Raw genomic sequence first — 20,996 nt, 5'->3', positions numbered from 1 at the left:
TGGCACCTGGGCGGGCCGTACCTGGCCGAGATCGTCCGACCGAATCCGGGCGTACCCCGGTCCCCGTACGTATCGTTGAACTGCGCGGCTGCACTCGACCGAGTCGCGGCCGGGGAGGAGCGCCACGATGACCGTCCTTGAAGACAGGATCGAGATGGCCGAGGAAAACGACGAGCTGACTCTGGACGCCCTGTTCGAGTCGATCGAGCGGACCACCCCCGAGGGATACAAGGTCGAGATCGTCGAGGGGGCCATCTTCATGTCGCCGCAGCGGGACACCCACTGGGAGATCATCGCGGACATCTACGAGCAGTTGCGCACCAAGTACCCGCGCAAGCGCGTGAAGTCCGACGTCCGCATCGACTACCCGGGACATCTCAACGGGTTCGCCACCGACGTGACACTCGTGGCCGAGGACGCCGAAAAGGACCCCAAGGGACTGTGGCACTGCGAGGACGTCGAGTTCGTCGCCGAGGTCATCTCCAAGGGGACGGCATCAAATGACTACGGCCCCAAGAAGACCGCGTACGCGAACGCCGAAGTGCCCGTCTACCTCATCGCCGACCCCTACCAGGGCAAGTGCCACCTCTACACCCAGCCCAAGGACGGCGACTACCTCGCCGAGACGACCGTCGCCTTCGGCGCAGCCGTCGACATGACCACCACCCTCCTCGGCCTCACCCTCAAGACGGACGAGTTCCCCCGCGACTAGGGTCCGTCTTCACAGATCTAGGACCGAAGCGCCCTCCGGAGCCGTGTGCGCAGATTGATCCTGCCGGAGGCGCTTCCAGCGTGGTTGCCCTCGGCGGCGCGCTCGGTCGGCTCAGGCGTTGGGACGCTTGCCGTGGTTGGCCTTCTTCTTCTTACGGCCGCGTCGCTTGTTGCCTCGCTTGGCCATGGTACATATCTCCCTAATCGGGACTCTTCATGCCTTCGTCAGTCTAGATTCGGCCCGGGATGTGCGCATCAGCGGTACCGCAGCCACAGCTACTCGGCTCCTCATTCATCGCGCGGCTTCGGGCGGACGCGTGCCGCAACGGGCGGTCAGCCACGGTCAACGACGGTGCCCAGCGGCTGAGAGATGCCGTCGGGGCAGGACCTCGGTCGCAGCCGACACGACCACGGCAAACGTCCCGTAGAGCACCTCTGGGCTCACAACGCGGATGTCGGCGGTTCGAAACCGTCCGCGCCCACCAGTGTCAGGACACAGCCAAGGCCCAGGTCGGCGGGGGTGAACCCGGAGACCTGGGCCTTGATCTATGTCGGCCCCTTGCTCGGCAGGGAAGGGGTGCGGACCGGTGGGTCAATCGGCATGGAGACCGTGAAGCAGGCCGGTGGACTGACCCACCTCGATGAGGTAGCCGTCGGGATCGCGCAGGTAGCAGCGCAGTTCCGCACCGCGGTCGAGGGGTTCGGTGAGGAAGTGAGCGCCCTTGGCGACCGCGTCGGCGTGGAAGGCGGCCATGTCGGCGACGCGGACATTGAGGAAGCTCGACACCCGCTCGGTGCTCTGGGGCACCTCGAGGGTGACGCCGGGCTTGTCGGGGGTGGGGCCACCCCCAGGATTCATGATGATCCAGCTGTTGGCCACCTTCACGATCGCCGGGTTCTCCTCCATCACGACCTCGCCGCCGAACACGTCGGCGTAGAAGCGCCGTGATCTCTCCACGTCGCGCACGGTCAGGAAGTGCGTGACAAGGAGCCCTCGTTGCGGGGCGGGCAGATCACCATGAGCCGTCATGGTCCGTCATCCTCACTGTGCAGGGTGGGAAGGCGGCGCCGGTCGCGAGCAGGACCGACCCCTCCGTCTGATTCGTGCCGTCGTTGAACGCCTGATCGCAGACGCGGATCCCCGGGCGGTGCCCGTCGCGATACCCGCCGGAGTCACCGGCCCGTACCCCGTGGCCGCGCCGACATCCTCGGCCGTGCCTTGAGGACCGGGCCGTCCACGGGCACCGCGCGCCCGTCGATCCAGTGAGCAGGGGCCGGAGAGACGGACCGTACCGTCGGCGACTGCGGTACGCGAGGGGAATCTGCCGGTTATTCCACGAAGTAAGAGTCGTGCTTGTCGAAGAACCTGGCGCGCTCTTCATCCGTGGCATCGGCCAGCTGTGACACCTGCTCGAAGTACTCTTCGCGCGGCGCGCCCGGTGTGAAGAGCAGCAGCATTTCGGCAGGAGCGTCGGAGTCGTTACGGAAGGCATGCAGTCCGCCTTGCGGCACATGCAGGAAGTCGCCCTTCTGCGCGTCGATCCACTCTGCGCCGTTGAAAAGACGAACGGTGCCCTCGAGGATGTAGAAGGACTCCGAGATGGTCTTGTGGTAGTGGGTCTTGGGGCCGCCGGCCTTCGCCTTCATCTCGAATCGATAGAGCCCGAACTCGCCCCGTGTGATGACCGTGGTCGCCAAGTAGTGAATGGCGTCCTTGCCGGCCGTTCCGACATTCGGTGGGGTGTTCGACGGCCGGAAATTCGCGCTGATCTCGCCGTTATCTCCCGTGTACACCTGCGTCGGGTACGACATGCAAACCATCCTCTCACTACGTTGGATGCGTAACGGCGTGTTGATGGGGGCATGCGCGGACCGCTGCCGTGGCTGCAGACCGACGGCTACCCTCGGTCCCCCGTTGGACGCGCCGCTACAGAAGAGACCGATCACCCCCGGCAGTTGTGACACCTTCCAGATCACCCCAGCACGCAGTGCCCCGCAAGTGGGGGCCGTGGCAGGGCCGTTGATGCATCGCGCCTGCTTCACATCCTTGTGACGCGATGCTTGCGAGGCACCCGCAGTCTCCCTGTCAGTGGTCGCTGCCATGATGCTCGGCACCATCGACAGCACGGGAGCGGAGCATGGTGGATCAGGCGGTACGACCGATAGTCGAGGCGATCGTCGCGAAGGCACCGAACGGCTGGACGCACGCGGTGCTGCACGGCCGGGCGGGACGGGGCGGTACCTCGGTGACCGGCGGCTACTCCCGCCGCAGTGAGCAGTGGAACGTCGGCATGCCCAGCCCCTACGTGGAACTCATGGCACTGGCGGAGGCGGTGCGCGAAGACCGCGGGTGGGAACCCGTCAGCCTGGAGATCCAGTGCCGGCCGTCCGGTGAGTACCAGCTCGTCGCCTTCACCGACGCCATCAGCCGGGTGAACGGACTGGGCAGCGGCTTCCAGGTCGTCCTGGACCCCGACTACCGGTTGCCCCAGCCCGGCCTGCACCAGGAGCCCGGCACCGCCGCGCCGGCAGGCGACCCCGAACTGGCCGTGGCCCGCTTCCGCGCCTACCTCGAGCGGCGCGCCGCGATCCTGGGACACCCCGACCAGCTGCCCCCGCCCGCATCCGCCGCCGCGATCGACGAAGCCGAACGCCGCCTCGGCCGCCGTCTGCCCGCCGACCTGCGGGCGCTGTACATGATCGCCGACGGCGACGGCATCGGCTACGAGAACCGCTACCTGTTCCAGGGCAACGCCTGGCTTCCGCTGAAGAGCGTCGTCGCCGAGCACACCGACTGGAGCGGGGGCGAACGGCCCTGGTACGGCTGGGACTTGGAATGGGAGGGCGTCGTCTTCGACACCACCCCCACCGATACGGTCCGTCGCTGCGGAGGCCACCCCGGCTGGTTGCGCTTCGGCACCAGCGAGGACGGCAACTTCCTGGCCGTCGACACGGACCCGGCCCGGGACGGCCGCCCCGGCCAGGTCATCAGCACCGGACGCGACTACGACGACGGGCCCGCCTACGTCGCCGACTCGATCACGTCACTCCTCGGCCACTACCTGGAACTGCTGGACCAAGGCGCATACGAGCAGCACGGCGACCACATCTCCCTGATCGAACCCTCCTGCGATCCCGACCCCCAGCAGATCATCGGCGACACCCCCGACGAGGTCCCGCCCACGCTCCAGGCCATCCACATCAACGACGCCAAGGGCCTCGTCGACCTCGCCCCGCTCACCGCCGCCCCCAACCTCCGCCGGCTGCACCTCAACCGCTCCACCACCGCCGACCTGACGCCGGTGCGCGAACTACCCGTCGAATCCCTGCGCGTCACCCTCGACAACGGTGATTTGACCCCGCTCTCGGGCCACCCCCACCTGACCTCCCTCGACCTGACCACCACCGTCCCGGCCGACCTCACCCCGCTGCGCGCCGTCCCCCACCTGCGCGGCCTCGACCTTTCCGGGGCCGAGGTCCCCGACCCGAGCGTCCTGGCCGACCTGACGGACCTGCGCTACCTCTCCCTCACCGGACGCCAGTGGGCCACCCTGCTGGACGAGGGCGGAGTGCCACCCACCGTCGCCGCCGCCCGCCTGGCCGAGGCGGACGCCACCCTCGACGACGCCCTCGCCTGGGCAGCCCGCCTCGGCCTCACCACCGACAACGCCCTCCGCGTCACCGGCACGCTCAAGACCACCGGCGGCTGAAAGGTTCCGCGACGGCCGGCCCTAGGCAGAGGGGCGGGTGACCACCTTGATGTTGAACGTGTGGGCACCCAGACCGCCCGCGATGCCCATGAACAGCAGGGCGAAGTGCTCCTGTCCGCGTGCGGTGGTGATGCCCCCGATGTCCAGCTGGGACGCCGGGGGCCAGCCGAGATCGGTGAGGCGGGTTAGAAGCGAGCGGGCGGCCCCAACGGCCACTTCACCGCCACCGGGTCAGCCGGACGACCACCTCGTGCAGCAGTTCCACGCCCACGAATGGCACCTCCGGCGACGGCAGGCAGCGCCAGTCCAACGGAAACGTCATGCCGGTGAGCGCCGGTACGCCCACGTACGCCAATCCTCGGTCACCGCGGGTCAGGGGGCGTACGCCGGGGGGCCACGCGTACGCCGTCACGGTTTGCGGGGGCAACAGGAAGTAGTGGTTCCGTTCGCCGGTCAGCTCTCTGACGATCGGGCCCGCCGCGAAGTCCGTGCACAGCATGAGCTCCGATGCGACGCGCTCCGCCAGGGGTGCGCCGACGCGTACGGCGTCGAAGTGGATGCCCGCGTGGCGCAGGGCGTGGCCCGTAGCGGGGATCCAGGAGTGGATGTCCGGGGGGAAGGTTTTCGCGTTCATGGAGCAAATGCTCACGGTCGCTTACATACTGTGACCAGGGTGTCGCAATGACCGTGCAGGGCCGTGCACTTGGGGAGGTCGTTGTGCAGGTAAGTGATCAACGGTCGGGGAATCTGGAGATGTTCGGCTCGTTGCTGCGGTTCTTCCGCGAGCGTGCCGGGATGACGCAGGAGTCGCTGGGCAAGTACGTGGGGTACTCCAAGTCCCAAGTGGCCATGGTGGAGCGGGGAGAGCGGGCTCCGAAGGGCCATCTCATTGAGATCGCTGACGAAGCTCTGGGTGCACAAGGTGCACTTGTCGCTACGGGGGCGAAGCTGAAGGTCAGCCGGTTTCCGTCGTGGTTCGAGGACTACGCGGAGTTGGAGGCCAAGGCGACCGCGATCTACATGTACGCCAACCACCTCATCCCCGGCCTCCTTCAGACCTCGGTGTACGGGCGTGCGACCTTCGAGGTGCACTGCCCGCCTTTGGAGGACGACGAGATGGAGGCTCGGCTCGCAGCACGCCTCGACCGGCAGCGAGTCCTGACGCGCAAACCCGCACCGATCGCGGGCTTCGTACTGGAAGAGCACGTGCTCAGGCGCCCTCTCGGAGGCGAGCAGGCCCTCAAGGAACAGTTGGGCCACATCCTGGAGATCGGAAAGCGGCGCAACATTGCCATTCAGGTGTTGCCGACCGCCCGGCAGATCCACGCCGGGCTGGACGGGCCGATGATTCTGCTGGAAGGTGCTGAGCCTGAGCGGATCGCCTACGTCGAAGGACCAAGTAACGGCTACCGGGATTCATTCGCAGTGCATCGGCCTTCAGGCCGGTGGTGAAGCGAATCTGTGACTGTGGCGCGGAGCGTCACGGGTGCTGTCCTGCGGAGCATGAGAGCGCAGGCGCCACCACGGCCGGCGCGGAGCGTCACGGGGTCCGATCCGGAGAGGCCGGGCAACGCCTCCCCCGTTCGGCCCGCTCTGTCCTGCCTGGTTTCAAGGGAGTACCGACCGTTCATACGTTCCCTCTGGTAGCGGGCGGCGCTCGTTCGTACGATCACCGCATGCAGCTTCGGTACGCCTTCAGGCTGTACCCGGAACCTGGCCAACGCCTCGCGCTGGCCAGGGCGTTCGGGTGCGCCCGCGTCGTGTACAACGATGCCGTGCGTGCTCGCGAGGACGCCCGCAGAGCGGGCGAACCCTTCCCCACGGCCGGCGAGTTGTCCAAGAAGCTGATCACCGCCGCGAAGCAGACCGCTTCACGGGCCTGGCTGGGCGAGGTCTCCTCGGTGGTGCTCCAGCAGTCCCTGCGTGACGTGGAGGCCGCCTACAAGAACTTCTTCGCCTCCCTCAAGGGCGAGCGTAAGGGCGCGAAGACCGGTGCGCCCCGCTTCAAGTCCCGCAAGGACAGCCGTCAGTCGATCCGGTTCACGGCCAATGCCCGCTGGTCGATCACTGGTTCCGGGAGGCTGAACCTCCCGAAGATCGGCGCGGTGAAGGTGAAGTGGTCGAGGACCTTGCCCGCGCGGCCCTCCTCGGTCACCGTGGTCAAGGACGCGGCCGGACGGTATTTCGCCTCGTTCGTCGTTGACACCGACCCGGGCGCGGACGCCGCCCGGATGCCCGGCACCGACCAGACGGTCGGCATCGACCTGGGCCTGACCCACTTCGCCGTCCTCTCCGACGGGACGAAGATCGACTCTCCTCGGTTTCTGCGCCGGGCGGAGAAGAAACTGAAGAAGGCCCAGCGGGAGCTGTCCCGCAAGCAGAAGGGATCGAAGAACCGGGCCAAGGCCCGTCTGAAGGTCGCCCGCGCCCACGCGAAGGTGGCCGATGCCCGCCGCGAGTTTCACCACCAGCTCTCCACTCAGCTGATCCGCGACAACCAAGCGATCGGCGTGGAGGACCTGGCGGTCCAAGGACTCGCGCGCACCAGGCTGGCCAGGAGTGTCCATGACGCCGGATGGTCGGCGTTCGTGAACATGCTGGAGTACAAGGCGGCCCGGTACGGGCGGACCCTGGTCAAGATCGGCCGGTTCGAGCCGACCTCCCAGACCTGCTCGGCCTGCGGTACCAAAGACGGCCCCAAGCCCCTGAACGTCCGGGAATGGACCTGCACCGCCTGCGGCACCGTCCACGACCGGGACCACAATGCCGCGAAGAACGTCAAAACGGCCGCCGGACGGGCGGTGACAGCCTGCGGAGCGCCGGTAAGACCAGGACTCGTCCCGGCACAGCGCGAAGAAACAGGAAGCCACGGATTCCCGCCCGAACCCTGTGCCGCGTAGCGGCACAGCAACGGACGAGAAGGCCAGAATCCTCGGGCTTCAGCCCGAGGAGCAAGTCAATTCGTCAGCGAACAGCCGGACCTGGGCAACATGTTCGCGCGGTATGGCATTCTGCGGGCGCAGGCCCTCAACCCGGAGGAATCGGCACAGTTGATCAGCGAGGTGGCAGGCGAACTATGAGCTCGGACCTCAACTGGTTCAAGAGCAGCTACAGCAGCGGCCAGGGCGGCGAATGCCTAGAGATAGCCCTCACCCCCACCACCATCCACATCCGCGACTCCAAAACCCCCACCGCCCCCACCCTCACCCTCACCCCCACCACCTGGTCGGCCTTCCTGGACTCGCTCCGCCCAGCGGGAAGGCCAGCGGGACACCCGGCATGAAGGTCAACGAGAAGGTGCTTGCCTAGAGCGCACTTCACCCCGTTGGCTAGACAGTCATGAAGTACACGCAGCTCGGACGCACGGGACTCAAGGTCAGCCGGCTCGTCCTCGGCACCATGAACTTCGGTCCGCAGACCGGTGAGGCCGACAGCCACGCCATCATGGACGCGGCGCTGGACTCGGGGATCAACTACTTCGACACCGCGAACGTGTACGGCTGGGGCGAGAACAAGGGCCGTACGGAATCGATCATCGGGAACTGGTTCGCCAAGGGCGGTGAGCGGCGCGACAAGGTCGTGCTGGCCACCAAGGTGTACGGGAACATGGCGCCCGAGGGCGAGCCCTGGCCCAACCACGACAAACTGTCGGCGCTCAACATCCGGCGGGCCGTGGACACCAGTCTCAAGCGGCTCCAGACCGACTACATCGACATCTACCAGTTCCACCACATCGACCGCTCCACTCCCTTCGAGGAGATCTGGCAGGCGATCGACGTGCTGGTGCAGCAGGGGAAGATCCTCTACGCCGGATCCAGCAACTTCCCCGGCTACAAGATCGCGCAGGCCAACGAGATCGCCGTACAGCGCGGCAGCTACGGCCTCGTCAGCGAGCAGTGCCTCTACAACCTCGCCGAGCGGCGCGCCGAGATGGAGGTCATCCCGGCCGCGCAGGAGTACGGGCTCGGGGTCATCCCCTGGTCACCGCTGCACGGCGGTGTCCTCGGCGGTGTGATCAAGAAGGAGGTCGAGGGCGGGCGGCGCGCCTCCGGCCGGGCGGCCGACGCGCTGGCCAACGCCGCCATGCGCGCGCAGATCCAGGCGTACGAGGATCTGCTCGACAAGCACGGCCTGGAGCCCGGGGAGGCCGCGCTGGCGTGGCTGCTGACCCGGCCCGGCATCACCGGCCCCATCGTCGGCCCGCGCACCGCCGAACAGCTGGAGTCCGCGCTGCGCGCCGTCGAGCTGGAGCTGTCGGACGAGCTCCTGGAGTCCCTGGACGAGATCTTCCCGGGGCCGGGACCGGCGCCGGAGGCGTTCGCCTGGTAGCCCGGCCGGGGGTCCGGGGGTTGCCCCCGGGACGGCACAGCCCAGGGCCGGGACCGGCGCCGGAAGCGTTCGCCTGGTAAACCGGCCGGGGGTCCTGGGGTTGCCCCCGGGACGGCACAGCCCGAGGGCCGGGACCGGCCCCGGAAGAGTTCGCCTGGTAGCCCGACAGGGCACGCGGCGGTAGGTGTGGTGTGGCGTCGGCGGTCTACTGGAACGCCGACGCCAGCGCCACCACGACGAACATCAGCACAAGCACACAGGCCATGATCCGGTTTCGGGTCTTCGGGTCCACGGAGTCGAGGTTAACCGGCGGCTTCCTCGGGCCCGGCGGCCGCCCCCAGCGGCCAGCTCGCGATGGTCTCGTAACGGGGCCGTTCCCCCCGTACCCCCGACGTCGGCAGGTTGCTGCGGACGAGACACAGCTCACGTACCGTCCACTCCTGCCCGGCGAAGGCGTGCAGGGTGGTGACGTGCGGCCTGAAGTCCGCGTCGCCGCGGCTGCGGGCCACCGTCAGGTGCGCGCGGTAGCGGCGGTGCTCGCCCATGTCGACGCCGGCCTTGCGCGCCGCCGCCTCCGCCCGGTCGGCGAGCAGCCGCATGGTCTCGGTGCCCCCCACGGCGCCCACCCACAGCGCGCGCCCGCCGAAGTGGCCGCCGCCGTGCAGGGAGAGCGGGAAGGGCTCCGTACGATGAGCGGCGCGCGCCAGCCGTTCCTGCAGCTCAGGGACGATCTCGTCGTCCACCTCGCCGTAGAAGGCGAGCGTGAAGTGCCAGCCGGGGCGGCCCGTCCAGCGCAGCCGCTCGGACCCCGGCAGCCGCTCCAACTCATTGATCTCCGAGGCGAGTTCGCGGATCACGCCTTCTGGGGGCAGTACCGCCGCAAAGAGTCTCATGGCGTCACCCTTCCAGGGAATGGATCACTGGGCGAGCTTCCTCGCTCAGCCGGCCCCAGGTGCCGGTCGGTCCGTCACGCCACCGTCGCCAGCTGCTCCTCGTTCTGTTCGCTCCGCTCTCTCGGGATGAAGCGGACGTGAGGGTGGCCGTGGTGCCAGCCGAGAGCGAGGCGGAGGCCGCCGACGCGGGTCAGGATCAGGCCGATCGTCGTCGCGGCCGCCAGCGACACCAGGCCGCCGAAGGCGAAGCCGGCGCGCGGGCCGTAGGCGTCGGTGACCCAGCCGACGAGGGGCGCGCCCAGCGGCGAACCGCCCATGAAGACCATCATGAACAGGGCCATCACGCGGCCGCGCATCGCGGGGTCGGTGGCCATCTGGACCGCGGTGTTCGCGGTGACGTTCACCGTCAGGCCGAAGATGCCGATCGGGATCATCAGAAGCGAGAAGAGCCAGAGCGACGGGGCCACGGCCGCGGCTACCTCCAGGACGCCGAAGGCCATCGCCGCCGCGATCAGGATGCGCGTACGGGCCTTGCCGCGGCGGGCGGCGAGCAGCGCGCCGGCCAGCGAGCCGACCGCCATCAGCGTGTTGAAGAGGCTGTACGCTCCGGCGCCCGCGTGGAAGACGTCGTCCGCGTACGCCGACAGCCAGACCGGGAAGTTGAAGCCGAAGGTGCCGATGAAGCCGACCAGGACGATCGGCCAGATCAGCGCGGGGCGCCCTGCGACGTACGCGAGTCCCTCGCGCAGCTGGCCCTTGCCGCGGGGCGCCCGCTTGACCACGTGCAGTTCGCGGGCGCGCATCAGCAGCAGGCCCGCGATGGGGGCCACGAAGGACAGGCCGTTGAAGAGGAAGGCCCAGCCCGTGCCGACGCTCGTGATCAGCAGGCCCGCCACCGCGGGGCCGACCAGGCGGGCCGACTGGAAGTTCGCCGAGTTCAGGCTGACCGCGTTCTGCAGCTGGTCCGGGCCGACCATCTCGGAGACGAAGGACTGGCGGGCCGGGTTGTCCACGACCGTGGCGAGACCGACGGCGAAGGCGGCGACGTACACATGCCAGACGTGGACGTGGCCGGAGAGGGTGAGGAAGGCGAGCGCGAGGCCGGTGACGGCCATCGCCGTCTGCGTCACGAGCAGCGCGGGGCGCTTGGGGAGCCGGTCGACGAGGACACCGCCGTACAGCCCGAAGAGCAGCATCGGCAGAAACTGCAGCGCGGTGGTGATACCGACCGCGGCGGACGAGCCGGTCAGGCTCAGCACCAGCCAGTCCTGGGCGATGCGCTGCATCCAGGTGCCGGTGTTGGAGACGACCTGGCCCATGAAGAACAGGCGGTAATTCCTGACCTTCAGCGAGCTGAACATCGAGGACTTGCGGGCAGCGGAGGGTGCCGCGGCGGCCTCGGAGGGCGCGGACGGCTCGGGGGTGGACGGGGAGTCGTGGGTGGCTGGTGCGGGGGCGGAAGGTGTTCCGGGTCCCGTACTCAAAGGGGTTCACCTCCTTGCGACGAGGTCATCGGTCGCGGTGTTCGTTCGGTGCCTGTGACAGTGCCCGTCCCCGGGGGGCGTGGCCGTGTGCCCTTGCCATCGCCGGGGGTCGCACCCAGGCGGCGGCAAGGGCACACGGGTCGTCACAGGTGCGCCAGCTTCTCCAGGACGGGGGCGGCCTCGCGGAGCTTCGCCCACTCGTCCTCGTCGAGACCCTCGACGAGCCCGGTCAGGAACGCGTTGCGCTTGCGCCGGCTCTCCTCGAGCATCGCCTCGGCCTTGTCGGTCTGGGTGACGACCTTCTGGCGCCGGTCGTCGGGGTGCGGCTCCAGCCTGACAAGCTCCTTGGCCTCGAGCAGCGCGACGATCCGCGTCATCGACGGCGGCTGCACATGCTCCTTGCGGGCGAGCTCGCCCGGCGTGGCGGTGCCGCAACGGGCAAGGGTGCCGAGCACCGACATCTCGGTCGGGCTCAGTGACTCGTCGACCCGCTGGTGCTTGAGTCGACGCGACAACCGCATCACTGCGGAGCGCAAGGCGTTCACGGCGGCCTCGTCGTCGCCATGGGTGAGGTCAGGCATGTCTTTAGAGTAACTCATTACTCTCCCTAAAGACCACCGCATTGCCCATGTCCCGCGCCACTGAACCCCAACATCACTCATATGAGTGAGCCCGTTCCGGAAAGTGACCCATCGCCCGCCGCACTCCGGCGACCCTCGACTCCATGGGGACCAGCGTGCTCAGCCTGCGGATGGACGGAGAGCTGCTCAACCGGCTCCGGCACCATGCCGCCAAACGCGGAATGAGCGTCCAGGACTATGTCGTCCGGACGCTCATCCGCGATGATTTCGACGAGCGGTTCCAGGCCGCGGTCGAGGAGACAGAGAAGTTCTACGGGGTCACGTGACGCGCATCAGCACGCGTCGACACGTAAGCCCGTAAGTCCCACCGGTCGGGCGAGACGGTCAGGTGAGACCGAGGGCCGGCATCAGGTAGTAGAAGCCGAACACCGCCGCCACCACGTACATCGCGGCCGGGATCTCGCGGGCGCGGCCCGCGGCCAGGCGCAGCACCACGAAGGTGATGAAGCCCATGCCGATGCCGTTCGTGATCGAGTAGGTGAACGGCATCATCATCATCGTCACGAAGGCCGGGATGGCGATCGTGTAGTCCGCCCAGTCGATCTCCTTGACCGAGTGGGACATGATCAGGAAGCCGACCGCGATGAGCGCGGGGGTGGCGGCCTGGGACGGGACCATCGTGGCGACCGGGGTGAGGAACAACGCCACGGCGAAGAGCGCGCCGGTGACGACGTTCGCGAAGCCGGTACGGGCACCCTCGCCGACGCCCGCCGTGGACTCCACGAAGCAGGTGGTGGCCGAGGAGGAGGTGGCGCCGCCCGCGGCGACCGCGATGCCGTCGACGAAGAGGACCTTGTTGATGCCGGGCATCTGGCCCTGCGCGTCGGTCAGCTTGGCCTCGTCGCCTACGCCCATGATCGTGCCCATCGCGTCGAAGAACGTCGACAGCAGGACCGTGAAGACGAAGAGGATGCCGGTCAGCACGCCGACCTTGTCGAAGCCGCCGAAGAGGCTGACCTGGCCGACGAGACCGAAGTCGGGGGTGGCGACCGGGTTGCCGGGCCACGTGGGGGTCGTCAGACCCCAGGAGGGGACCGTCGCGACCGCGTTGATGACGACCGCCACCACCGTCATCGAGACGATCGAGATCAGGATCGCGCCCGGCACCTTGCGCACGATCAGCGCGAGGGTGAGCAGCGTGCCGAGGACGAAGACCAGCACGGGCCAGCCGTTGAGGTGGCCGTCGCCGCCGAGCTGGAGCGGGACCGTGGTCTGCGCGACGTCCGGGATACGCGTGACGAAGCCGGAGTCGACCAGGCCGATCAGCATGATGAACAGGCCGATACCGATCGAGATGCCCTTGCGCAGCCCCAGCGGCACGGCGTTCATGACGCGCTCACGCAGACCGGTGGCGACCAGGATCATCACGAGGAAGCCCGCGAGGACGACCATGCCCATCGCGTCCGGCCAGGACATCCGCGGCGCGAGCTGGAGCGCGACAACCGTGTTCACACCCAGCCCCGCCGCCAGCGCGATCGGCACGTTGCCGATGACACCCATGAGGAGCGTCGTGAACGCGGCGGTCAGGGCGGTCGCGGTGACCAGCTGGCCGTTGTCCAGCTGGTGCCCGTACATGTCCTTCGCGCTGCCCAGAATGATCGGGTTCAGCACGATGATGTAGGCCATCGCGAAGAAGGTGGCCAGACCGCCACGGATCTCGCGGGGCAGCGTGCTGCCGCGCTCGGAGATCTTGAAGAAGCGGTCGAGAGCGCCCTGCGCGGGGCGGGGCTCCGGCTGCTCCGGGGTGGGGGCCTTGGTGGGGGCCGAGGTGGACATGCATGACCTCACGTGCGGGGCCTGGGTGGCCAGTCAGGGCGCCGGGCGGGAACGGCGCCGGGCTGGGAACATGATCGAGTCTGGCGTTCCGGCCATCACCAAACAGGTTTCGCGAAGGTTTCTGTTGGTGTTTCGTACGAACAGAAGGAGCCAAGCACAGACCGCTTCAGTATGAACATATGAAGTCCAATTGGCCATCTTCGCGCGTAGACCGTTGGCATACCGCGCGTAGACCGTTGGCATACAAGGCCACGGGTGGGGCCGGATCAGACCCGGTCCAGGGCCTCGTAAGCTGTGCACATGGCGAAGTGGACCCCCAAGCACGAGGCGCCGGAGCCCCTGGAGGGCCCCGTCGTCGCCACCATCACGGGCGGCACGATCCTCTGGTTCGTCCTCTTCCTGGTGCAACTGCCGTTCTATGGCTGGTTCGACGACCACGGGCACCTCTGGTGGGTGTGGACGTGCCTGGCCGGCGCGGGCCTCGGCCTGATCGGCATCTGGTACGTCCGCAAGCGAGCCGCCGCCCTCAAGCGAGCCGCCGCCGACACCGGCACCCACTCCGGCTCCGGCACCGAACAGTCGGCCGCTGCCGCGGAGTAACCGCCTCCCCTAGGAGCACCTACAACCACGGCATCACTCCCCGCCGCCCCCGTCCTCCCCTGGTCGGATCTTTCGGGCACTCAACGGGTGAAGCCGTATATCCGCACGTACCGTCGAATGCATGACGCACATCGACGCGGGCGCCGAACTCGATCCCGTTCACCCCGTGCCCATACCCCCCTCCCGGCGGGCACAGGGGTTGTCCGCCGCCGAGGTGGCAGAACGGGTCGCGCGCGGCGAGGTGAACGACGTCCCCGTGCGCAGCAGCCGCTCCCTGGGCGAGATCATCCGCGCCAACGTCTTCACCCGGTTCAACGCGATCATCGGCGTGCTCTGGCTGATCATGCTGATCGTGGCGCCGTTCCAGGACAGTCTCTTCGGGTACGTGATCATCGCCAACACCGGGATCGGCATCATCCAGGAGTGGCGGGCGAAACAGACCCTGGACTCGCTCGCGGTGATCGGCGAGGCGAAACCGACCGTACGCAGGGACGGAGTCGCCGCCGCCGTCAGTACGTCGGAGATCGTGCTCGGGGACCTGATCGAGATCGGGCCAGGGGACAAGATCGTCGTCGACGGCACCTGCGTCGAGGCCGACAGCCTGGAGATCGACGAGTCGCTGCTCACCGGTGAGGCCGACCCGGTGGTCAAGCAGGCGGGCGAAACGGTGATGTCGGGCAGCTTCGTGGTCGCGGGCGGAGGCGCCTTCACGGCGACGAAGGTGGGGCGGGAGGCGTACGCGGCGCAGCTCGCCGAGGAGGCGTCACGGTTCACGCTGGTCCACTCCGAGCTGCGGTCCGGTATCTCCACGATCCTCAAGTACGTGACCTGGATGATGGTCCCGACGGCGATCGGCCTGATCGTCAGCCAGCTGGTGGTCAAGGAGCACGGCTTCAAGGACTCGATCGCGCGGACCGTCGGCGGGATCGTGCCGATGGTCCCGGAGGGGCTGGTGCTGCTGACGTCGGTGGCCTTCGCGATCGGCGTCATCCGACTTGGCCGGAAACAGTGCCTCGTGCAGGAACTTCCCGCCATCGAGGGGCTCGCCCGCGTCGACACCGTCTGCCTCGACAAGACCGGCACGCTCACCGAGGGCGGCATGGACGTCACCGAGCTGCGGCCGCTCCAGGGCGCCGACGAGTCGTACGTACGCAAGGTCCTCGGCGCGCTCGGTGAGTCGGACCCGCGGCCGAACGCCTCCCTCCAGGCGGTCATCGCCGCCTACCCGGACAGCGAGGAGTGGCGCTGCACCGAATCGCTGCCGTTTTCCTCCGCCCGCAAGTACAGCGGGGCGTCCTTCAGCGAGGGCAACGGCGAGTCGAGTACGTGGCTGCTCGGCGCCCCCGACGTCCTGCTGCCCGCCGGGGCCCCGGCGCTCGCCCAGACCGAGCGGCTGAACGAGGCGGGGCTGCGGGTGCTGCTGCTCGCCCGGGCCGCCAAGGACCTCGACGACCCCAAGGTGAAGGAGGGCGCCCGGCCCAGCGCGCTGGTCGTCCTGGAGCAGCGGCTGCGCCCGGACGCGGCGGACACCCTGCGCTACTTCGCGGACCAGGACGTCAGGGCCAAGGTCATCTCCGGCGACAACGCGGTGTCGGTGGGCGCGGTGGCCGAAAAGCTCGGGCTCACCGGCTCGGTCGTGGACGCGCGCCACCTCCCCGACGAGACGGAGGAGATGGCGAAGTCGCTGGACAAGGGAACGGTGTTCGGGCGGGTCACCCCGCAGCAGAAGCGGGACATGGTGGGCGCTCTGCAGTCACGCGGGCACACGGTCGCGATGACCGGCGACGGTGTGAACGACGTACTGGCCCTCAAGGACGCCGACATCGGCGTGTCCATGGGCTCGGGTTCGGAGGCGACGCGGGCGGTGGCCCAGATCGTCCTCCTCAACAACAGCTTCACGACGCTGCCCTCGGTGGTCGCGGAGGGCCGCAGGGTCATCGGCAACATCACCCGGGTCGCGACCCTCTTCCTGGTGAAGACGGTCTACTCGGTGCTGCTGGCCATCCTGGTGGTGTGCTGGCAGGTCGAATACCCCTTCCTGCCCCGCCACTTGACCCTGCTGTCGACCCTGACCATCGGCGTCCCGGCGTTCTTCCTCGCGCTCGCCCCCAACAAGGAGCGCGCGAGACCCCACTTCGTACGGCGGGTGATGCGGTACTCGATCCCGGGCGGAGTCGTCGCCGCGACGGCCACGTTCGCGACGTATCTGATTGCCCGTCATTACTACACGGGCGAGGGCGCGTTGGACGCGGAGACGAGCGTCGCGACGCTGACGCTCTTCCTGATCGCGATGTGGGTGCTCGCGATCATCGCCCGGCCGTACACCTGGTGGCGGGTGGGCCTCGTCGCCGCGATGGGCGCGGGGTTCCTGCTGGTGCTCGTGGTGCCCGGGTTGCAGAGCTTCTTCGCGCTGAAGCTGGTCGGCACGGCGATGCCGTGGATCGCGGTCGGTATCGCCGCGGTGGCGGCGGCCGCCCTGGAGTTCCTGTGGAGGTGGGTCGACCGCCGCTTCCCCGCGTAGCTTCGCTACGGGTTACTGCACGTCGACGTAGTCACCGGTGGCGGAGACCGCCGAGGTGGTGGCGCTGCCGGCGTAGTTCAGGCGCCAGTAGCCGTCGTAGTTGGTGGAGGTGGTGGTGGTCTTCACGTAGCCGGTCGAGTCGGCGTAGACCGTCTTGAGGGTGGTGTACGTGCTGGTGCCCGCCTTGCGGAACTGCAGGTTGACCTTCTGGGTGCCGTAGCCCGTGTAGGTGCCGGTCTCCCAGTTGGCGCGGGTGAGCTTGCCGGTGACGGTCAGGGTCTTGCCCTTGGCGACCGGCTCCGGGGAGGCGTTCACCGTCATCTTGGAGTAACGCTTGATGTAGTGGTTCTTGTAGAAGTCGTTGCCGTAGATGCTGCCGTCCTTGGCGAGGGCGGCGGCCGTGACGTGCCAGGCACCCGAGAGGGTGTTCTTGTACAGGTCGAGCTGCGGGTCGACGGTGATGGTCAGCTTGCAGCTGGACGTGGTGGCGCTGGAGGCCGTGCAGGTCGCCGGGTACTCGTTCGGGCCGAGGTAACCGTCGATGTGGTCGAGGTCGGCGCCGTGCCACAGGTCGATGTACGCGTCCTCGATGCCGGAGGCGTGCGTGGCGGTGAGCGAGACCGTGATCGTCTTCACGGTCGCGGTGCCCATGACGAGCTCCTTGCCACCGTTGATGGTGACGTTCGAGACCGTCGGCTCGGCCGACTCGGCCGAAGCGGCGAACGCCGACTTCGCGTGCGCGCCGAAGACGGACGAGGCGGCCGGCTTGTCGAAGGCCGGGGCGTCGGCGGCCTGTGCCACCGGAGCGACGAAAGCGGAGAGGGCCAGGGCGCCGGAGACGGCGGCCACGGTGGCTCGAATACGCATGCAATCCCCAAGTGGAGAAAGGGGCCCGCCCGTGTCGTCTTCACGCGGGGCCCAAGTGATCGTGGAGTCTGTTGACTCACGTGATCAGATCTGTGAGGCACGGGGATGGTTGTACGGCCCGGGTAGATTTTGTGGGCGCATGACGTAGATCACATCGACTGGCCCCGAACGGTCCGGGGCCGCACGGAGATCACCCCGTACGGCCCCAACCCATCACCCTTGCACCTCAGAGCCTGTGTACAAACCCGCGCCCGGGCCCGAGGCGCCTGATCCGGACGGGGCTTTGCACACAGGCTCTCAGTCGAACCAGCGGTCCCGAGCCAGTTCCTCCGTGCGGGACGGGTCCTCCAGCAGTGCGGCGACCTCGAAGCGGCGCGGCCACTGACCGGCCGCCCAGGCGAGCCCGGCCGCGACACCCTCCAGGGTGGCGGCGTGCAGCACCCCGTCCCGGGTGCGCCGCCAGTCGATCTCGATGCCCTCGACGACGAGTTCCTCGTGCTCGACGTACGAGGTGGGGGTCGAGGGCCCGAGCAGCACCCGCACCGACTCCGGTACGTCGTGCTCCGTGCCCTCCGAGTCGACCTTCCCGGTCACCGACTCACTCAGCCGCCGCACCTGGAACAGCTCGGCGAGATCGGCGGCACGCGACGGCCGTACGGGAAGCAGCGGCACCCCGCCGGTGAAGGGCAGCAGGTCCGGCGAGTCCACGACGACGGCGTCCGCCGCGTCCACGACCCGCACCTCACCGTCGACGACGGCCCGCAGTTCGTCCGGCAGGGTCACCTGCTCGGGATCGAGATCGGCCAACGCGCCGTAGAGGGCGTGCAGTTGGGCACCCGAGACCTCGCGCTCGGGGTCGGCGAGCCGGTCGAGCAGTTCGGCGGCGCCACCGGGCTCGTCAAGGAGGGCGGCCACGGAGGTCCGTACGCCCAGCGCGCGCAGCACCTGCTCGTCGTCGAAGCCGGTCGCGTCGGCCTCGTCGTACAGGCCGTGCAGCAGCGGATCGCCGCCGGTGGAACGCAGTCCGGCCGGGCGCCGCCCGTCGAGCACGGGATGCCCGCGCAGCCACCAGGCGGTGTACGGACGGACGATCTCGTGCGTGCCGTCCGGCAGCAGGATCCGCACCGGCTGGGTCAGCGCGTCCCGCAGCGGCGGCTGCGCGAGCAGGGCGAGGGCCTGCGGCCACCGCTCGTCGTCCACCAGATCCAGGTCCCGTACGGCGACGATCTCGGTGGCGACGGGCGGCACCGGCGAGTCCGGCAACCGGTCCAGGACGTCTTCGCACCACACGTCGACGGCGTCGAGCAGTCCTGCGTCGTCGGGCTCGGCGAAGTCGCCGTCCCGCGGCTCCAGCTCGTCCGGGTCGAGGACGACATCGGTGGCGCGTACGAGGGCGAAGTTGGCGAGCACGCCACAGGCGGCCAGCGGCTGTTCGCCCCAGCGGTCGGCCAGCTCGGAGTCGACGTAGGCGAGTTCGCTCTCGCGCATGACCTGCGCGAACGGGCTGCCGGGCAGCACCAGTTCACCCGCGGGCGCGAGTTCGCCCTCGTCGTCCGTGAGGGCGAGGGCGCCGAGCCAGGGCTCGTCACCGGGTTCGAGACCGGCGTCGCGGACGAGCGCGAGCACGGTGTCCGCCAGCTCCTCGGCGCCCGGGGCGTCTCCCTCCCAGCCGTCCCAGCCGCCCTCGTCGTCGAGGGAGGCGGCGACGGCGGCCCGCACCTGCGGGGTGGTGAGCACGGCGCGGGGCGTGGCCGGGAGGGCGCCCAGCTTCTCCAGGAGCGGGTGGGCGGCGTCCGGGTGCGCGACCTTGAGGCCGAGGCGGGCGAGGGTGTCGGGGGCCGCCTGTGCCCCGTCCGCGGTGGGCAGGAGGATCTGCCGGGGCCCGATCGTCGTACGCCCGTCGGCGAGCGGTACGGGCAGCCCGGAGAGCCGGTCCGGGTCGACCCCGGCGAGGCTGTCGTACAGCCGCCGCCACCAGGTGGGGTCCTTCTCGAGCCCGGCCAGCCGGTCCACGGCCTCGGTCAGCGGAACGCGGGCGACGCCCAACGTCCGCAGCTCCACCCGGCGTTCGAGCCCGGCGGGCAGCAGGCTGGGGAGCACCTCGGCGAGGACGCGCACGGTCTCGGCACCGGCGCCCTCGACGACCTCGGCGTCGCGGGGCCGCAGGGCGGCCGGGGTCTCCGCGGCACTGCCCTCGGTCCACTCGGTGGGGGCGTCCGGGGCGCGGTCCAGGGGGACCGCGGGCGGCAGGAAGGCGGTACGGGGCAGCCGGTCGAGGATCGCCTGCCGCAGGGCGCCGTCCAGCACGCCCTTGCCGAGCGGGCCGGGCACGAGGTCGATAATCCCGGTGTCCACCGGGCGCCAGGCGGCCAGCAGTTCGGCGTACGCGTCCGCCGCGCGCTCCACGAGGAAGTCCGTGAGCGGGCCGGGCGCGGCATGCCGCCGGGTGGTGTCGAGCGGGAGCGAGGCGATGAGCAGGGCGGGTACGCCGAGGGGCTCGTCGCTGGGGGTCGGCGCGTGCACGACGGGGCTGGTACGGGGCCGGGCGGGTGCCCCGTCGTCGTCCATGGGCACGGCCCAGGTCACGGACCAGTGCGGACGCAGCCGCTCCTCGACCGGGCGGTCGGCGAGGAGAGCGGGGTCGAGGGGGCCGCTGTGGGAGACGGTGCGGTAGTGGGTGGTGCCTTCGCGCGAGTCCTCGACGACGACGCTGTGCTTGTGGGTACGGCGGCGCAGGGTTCGTACATCGTCGCCGCCGGTCTCGACGACCACTTCGTCAAGGCCGGGCAGGGCGAGCAGCAGGGCGTCGTCGATGTTCCGCAACAGCCGCTCGGCGAGATCCTGGGCGGCGGGGTCGCGCAGGGGCAGGATCACCACGGTGTCGTACGGGTCCGGGGCGGTGCCCTCGGCGGCGAACGGCAGCCGGAGCAGGGGCACATGGCCGTCGCGGCGGCGGATCTCGTCCCCGAGGCCCGGGCTGTGCCGGGCGGTGTCCGCCGCCAGTTCGCGGGCCTCGGCGAGGGACCAGCGGACGCCGCCGTGCCGGCCGACGACCGCGGGCTCGTCGGTGACGGCGAGGACGGCGGCGAAACCGACGCCGAAGCGGCCGACGGCCGTGGCGTGCGAGTCCCGCTTCGCGGAGGCGCGGAGTGTGGAGAGCGACTCGACGCCGGCCGCGTCGAGGGGGGCGCCGGTGTTGGCCGCGACGAGGACGCCGCCGCGGAGGGTGAGCCGGAGGCGGCCGGGGACGCCCGCACGGGCGGCGGCGTCGGCGGCGTTCTGGGCGAGCTCGACGACGAGCCGGTCCCGGTAGCCGCCGAGGACCAGGTCCTCTTCGGCGTTCGCGTCCTCGCGGAACCGGGCCGGGCTGGTCGCCCAGGCGTCCAGCACCCCGCGTCGCAGGCGTGCCGTCCCGAACGGGTCCGCGCCCTCGGCTGCCGGCCGCACGAACTTGCTCACCGTGT

19 protein-coding genes and 1 pseudogene are annotated in these 20,996 nt (G+C 69.3%); 9 read left to right on the top strand and 11 right to left on the bottom strand.

The window, feature by feature from the left end:
* Window positions 1-127 precede the first annotated feature (127 nt).
* The gene (locus tag C4B68_RS22480) at window positions 128-712 is read left to right on the top strand and encodes a Uma2 family endonuclease (protein ID WP_099504040.1); all 585 of its coding nucleotides are present in this window, start codon (window positions 128-130) and stop codon (window positions 710-712) included.
* A gap of 111 nt (window positions 713-823) precedes the next feature.
* On the opposite strand, the gene C4B68_RS44790 is transcribed toward C4B68_RS22480, so the two are convergent.
* From C4B68_RS44790 to C4B68_RS22465, 3 genes are all read right to left on the bottom strand, one after another.
* Complete coding sequence (locus C4B68_RS44790; RefSeq protein WP_099504217.1) at window positions 824-898, bottom strand: 50S ribosomal protein bL37; 75 nt, start codon at window positions 896-898, stop codon at window positions 824-826.
* 405 nt (window positions 899-1,303) lie between these two features.
* A complete protein-coding gene (locus tag C4B68_RS22470; protein ID WP_099504039.1) occupies window positions 1,304-1,741 on the bottom strand; it encodes a VOC family protein in 438 nt (145 codons plus the stop codon).
* A 299-nt stretch (window positions 1,742-2,040) separates the two neighbouring features.
* Window positions 2,041-2,523 carry a cupin domain-containing protein gene (locus C4B68_RS22465; RefSeq protein ID WP_167459141.1) on the bottom strand — a complete coding sequence of 161 codons (483 nt, stop codon included), beginning with the start codon at window positions 2,521-2,523 and terminating at the stop codon, window positions 2,041-2,043.
* Window positions 2,524-2,849: 326 nt separating this feature from the next.
* On the opposite strand from C4B68_RS22465, the gene C4B68_RS22460 reads away from it, so the two are divergent.
* Window positions 2,850-4,421: an SMI1/KNR4 family protein gene (locus tag C4B68_RS22460; protein ID WP_099504037.1), complete on the top strand. Its 1,572-nt coding sequence runs from the start codon at window positions 2,850-2,852 to the stop codon at window positions 4,419-4,421.
* A gap of 21 nt (window positions 4,422-4,442) precedes the next feature.
* On the opposite strand, the pseudogene C4B68_RS22455 reads toward C4B68_RS22460, so the two are convergent.
* Both C4B68_RS22455 and C4B68_RS22450 read right to left on the bottom strand, forming a co-directional pair.
* Window positions 4,443-4,601 (bottom strand): annotated as a pseudogene (locus C4B68_RS22455) (oxidoreductase); the annotation flags it as partial.
* A 37-nt stretch (window positions 4,602-4,638) separates the two neighbouring features.
* The gene (locus C4B68_RS22450) at window positions 4,639-5,055 is read right to left on the bottom strand and encodes a hypothetical protein (protein ID WP_180289324.1); all 417 of its coding nucleotides are present in this window, start codon (window positions 5,053-5,055) and stop codon (window positions 4,639-4,641) included.
* Window positions 5,056-5,102: 47 nt separating this feature from the next.
* Here C4B68_RS22450 and C4B68_RS22445 point away from each other — a divergent pair, with 47 nt between their 5' ends.
* From C4B68_RS22445 to C4B68_RS22425, 4 genes are all read left to right on the top strand, one after another.
* A complete protein-coding gene (locus C4B68_RS22445; RefSeq protein ID WP_240634440.1) occupies window positions 5,103-5,873 on the top strand; it encodes a helix-turn-helix domain-containing protein in 771 nt (256 codons plus the stop codon).
* Between the two features lie 224 nt (window positions 5,874-6,097).
* Complete coding sequence (locus C4B68_RS22440; protein WP_104880007.1) at window positions 6,098-7,321, top strand: RNA-guided endonuclease InsQ/TnpB family protein; 1,224 nt, start codon at window positions 6,098-6,100, stop codon at window positions 7,319-7,321.
* A gap of 176 nt (window positions 7,322-7,497) precedes the next feature.
* Window positions 7,498-7,704, top strand: coding sequence for a DUF397 domain-containing protein (locus tag C4B68_RS22430; protein WP_099503488.1), 207 nt, complete (start codon window positions 7,498-7,500; stop codon window positions 7,702-7,704).
* A gap of 56 nt (window positions 7,705-7,760) precedes the next feature.
* Window positions 7,761-8,750 carry an aldo/keto reductase gene (locus tag C4B68_RS22425; protein WP_099503490.1) on the top strand — a complete coding sequence of 330 codons (990 nt, stop codon included), beginning with the start codon at window positions 7,761-7,763 and terminating at the stop codon, window positions 8,748-8,750.
* A 302-nt stretch (window positions 8,751-9,052) separates the two neighbouring features.
* Here the strand turns inward: C4B68_RS22425 and thpR are convergent, their stop codons facing one another.
* The 3 genes from thpR to C4B68_RS22410 form a co-directional block, all read right to left on the bottom strand.
* Window positions 9,053-9,643 carry an RNA 2',3'-cyclic phosphodiesterase gene (thpR, locus tag C4B68_RS22420; protein ID WP_099503492.1) on the bottom strand — a complete coding sequence of 197 codons (591 nt, stop codon included), beginning with the start codon at window positions 9,641-9,643 and terminating at the stop codon, window positions 9,053-9,055.
* A gap of 74 nt (window positions 9,644-9,717) precedes the next feature.
* Window positions 9,718-11,127 carry an MFS transporter gene (locus tag C4B68_RS22415; RefSeq protein WP_099503494.1) on the bottom strand — a complete coding sequence of 470 codons (1,410 nt, stop codon included), beginning with the start codon at window positions 11,125-11,127 and terminating at the stop codon, window positions 9,718-9,720.
* A 143-nt stretch (window positions 11,128-11,270) separates the two neighbouring features.
* Window positions 11,271-11,708: a MarR family winged helix-turn-helix transcriptional regulator gene (locus tag C4B68_RS22410; RefSeq protein ID WP_099503496.1), complete on the bottom strand. Its 438-nt coding sequence runs from the start codon at window positions 11,706-11,708 to the stop codon at window positions 11,271-11,273.
* A 143-nt stretch (window positions 11,709-11,851) separates the two neighbouring features.
* Here C4B68_RS22410 and C4B68_RS22405 point away from each other — a divergent pair, with 143 nt between their 5' ends.
* On the top strand, window positions 11,852-12,034 hold the full coding sequence (locus C4B68_RS22405) for a ribbon-helix-helix protein, CopG family (protein WP_099503498.1): 183 nt from the start codon (window positions 11,852-11,854) through the stop codon (window positions 12,032-12,034).
* Between the two features lie 58 nt (window positions 12,035-12,092).
* Here C4B68_RS22405 and C4B68_RS22400 read toward each other — a convergent pair whose 3' ends face one another.
* Window positions 12,093-13,544 carry an NCS2 family permease gene (locus C4B68_RS22400; RefSeq protein WP_099503500.1) on the bottom strand — a complete coding sequence of 484 codons (1,452 nt, stop codon included), beginning with the start codon at window positions 13,542-13,544 and terminating at the stop codon, window positions 12,093-12,095.
* 300 nt (window positions 13,545-13,844) lie between these two features.
* Here C4B68_RS22400 and C4B68_RS22395 point away from each other — a divergent pair, with 300 nt between their 5' ends.
* A complete protein-coding gene (locus C4B68_RS22395; RefSeq protein ID WP_099503502.1) occupies window positions 13,845-14,144 on the top strand; it encodes a DUF2530 domain-containing protein in 300 nt (99 codons plus the stop codon).
* A 121-nt stretch (window positions 14,145-14,265) separates the two neighbouring features.
* Window positions 14,266-16,665: an HAD-IC family P-type ATPase gene (locus C4B68_RS22390; protein WP_099503504.1), complete on the top strand. Its 2,400-nt coding sequence runs from the start codon at window positions 14,266-14,268 to the stop codon at window positions 16,663-16,665.
* Between the two features lie 12 nt (window positions 16,666-16,677).
* Here C4B68_RS22390 and C4B68_RS22385 read toward each other — a convergent pair whose 3' ends face one another.
* Window positions 16,678-17,532, bottom strand: a complete 855-nt coding sequence (locus C4B68_RS22385; protein WP_099503505.1) for a calcium-binding protein — start codon at window positions 17,530-17,532, stop codon at window positions 16,678-16,680.
* A 297-nt stretch (window positions 17,533-17,829) separates the two neighbouring features.
* Complete coding sequence (locus C4B68_RS22380; RefSeq protein ID WP_099503507.1) at window positions 17,830-20,991, bottom strand: sacsin N-terminal ATP-binding-like domain-containing protein; 3,162 nt, start codon at window positions 20,989-20,991, stop codon at window positions 17,830-17,832.
* Window positions 20,992-20,996 lie beyond the last annotated feature (5 nt).

Origin of the sequence: Streptomyces dengpaensis (assembly GCF_002946835.1) — a bacterium.
GTDB lineage: Bacteria > Actinomycetota > Actinomycetes > Streptomycetales > Streptomycetaceae > Streptomyces > Streptomyces dengpaensis.
Note: the sequence above shows the minus strand (reverse complement) of the source record. Positions and strands in the feature narration are given on the sequence as shown.

Coding starts and splice junctions, on each gene's coding strand:
- C4B68_RS22385 (WP_099503505.1), bottom strand. CDS start 17,532: ATGCGTATTCGAGCCACCGTGGCCGCCGTCTCCGGCGCCCTGGCCCTC.
- C4B68_RS22465 (WP_167459141.1), bottom strand. CDS start 2,523: ATGTCGTACCCGACGCAGGTGTACACGGGAGATAACGGCGAGATCAGC.
- C4B68_RS22410 (WP_099503496.1), bottom strand. CDS start 11,708: ATGCCTGACCTCACCCATGGCGACGACGAGGCCGCCGTGAACGCCTTG.
- C4B68_RS22395 (WP_099503502.1), top strand. CDS start 13,845: ATGGCGAAGTGGACCCCCAAGCACGAGGCGCCGGAGCCCCTGGAGGGC.
- C4B68_RS22460 (WP_099504037.1), top strand. CDS start 2,850: ATGGTGGATCAGGCGGTACGACCGATAGTCGAGGCGATCGTCGCGAAG.
- C4B68_RS22445 (WP_240634440.1), top strand. CDS start 5,103: ATGACCGTGCAGGGCCGTGCACTTGGGGAGGTCGTTGTGCAGGTAAGT.
- thpR (WP_099503492.1), bottom strand. CDS start 9,643: ATGAGACTCTTTGCGGCGGTACTGCCCCCAGAAGGCGTGATCCGCGAA.
- C4B68_RS22400 (WP_099503500.1), bottom strand. CDS start 13,544: ATGTCCACCTCGGCCCCCACCAAGGCCCCCACCCCGGAGCAGCCGGAG.
- C4B68_RS22430 (WP_099503488.1), top strand. CDS start 7,498: ATGAGCTCGGACCTCAACTGGTTCAAGAGCAGCTACAGCAGCGGCCAG.
- C4B68_RS22480 (WP_099504040.1), top strand. CDS start 128: ATGACCGTCCTTGAAGACAGGATCGAGATGGCCGAGGAAAACGACGAG.
- C4B68_RS22440 (WP_104880007.1), top strand. CDS start 6,098: ATGCAGCTTCGGTACGCCTTCAGGCTGTACCCGGAACCTGGCCAACGC.
- C4B68_RS22470 (WP_099504039.1), bottom strand. CDS start 1,741: ATGACGGCTCATGGTGATCTGCCCGCCCCGCAACGAGGGCTCCTTGTC.
- C4B68_RS22390 (WP_099503504.1), top strand. CDS start 14,266: ATGACGCACATCGACGCGGGCGCCGAACTCGATCCCGTTCACCCCGTG.
- C4B68_RS22450 (WP_180289324.1), bottom strand. CDS start 5,055: ATGAACGCGAAAACCTTCCCCCCGGACATCCACTCCTGGATCCCCGCT.
- C4B68_RS22405 (WP_099503498.1), top strand. CDS start 11,852: ATGGGGACCAGCGTGCTCAGCCTGCGGATGGACGGAGAGCTGCTCAAC.
- C4B68_RS22425 (WP_099503490.1), top strand. CDS start 7,761: ATGAAGTACACGCAGCTCGGACGCACGGGACTCAAGGTCAGCCGGCTC.